General features: G+C 32.3%; 1 protein-coding gene. It reads right to left on the bottom strand.

Annotated features, from left to right (window positions below; all coding sequences use genetic code 11):
- Positions 1-90: 90 nt before the first annotated feature.
- A partial coding sequence (locus tag PZE06_RS29445) for an IS3 family transposase (protein WP_275792601.1) occupies positions 91-251 on the bottom strand: 161 nt, incomplete at its 5' end.

The raw sequence follows: 251 nt of genomic DNA, 5'->3' as shown, positions 1-251 counted from the left end.
AAATGGGAAGGCGGACATATCCAACAATGGGCTATGGTCATGAATCAACTGTTAATTCATGACCACCTGAAGAATCGTGTAAAGAAGTATCTAGAATAACTTACACACTTTTCTTGACAAACCCTTTTCTTTTGATCGTATATTGTTATACCAGTAAATATAATCTTCTATTTTTCTTTTTAAATCTTCATAGCTTACTAGTTTTTCCCCGTAATACATCTCTTGCTTTAAAATGCTAAAGAAATTCTCCA

It is taken from the genome of Robertmurraya sp. DFI.2.37, from assembly GCF_029211245.1.
Classification (GTDB): Bacteria; Bacillota; Bacilli; order Bacillales; family Cytobacillaceae; genus Robertmurraya; species Robertmurraya methanolica_A.
This window is presented reverse-complemented; position numbering and strand designations above follow the sequence as displayed.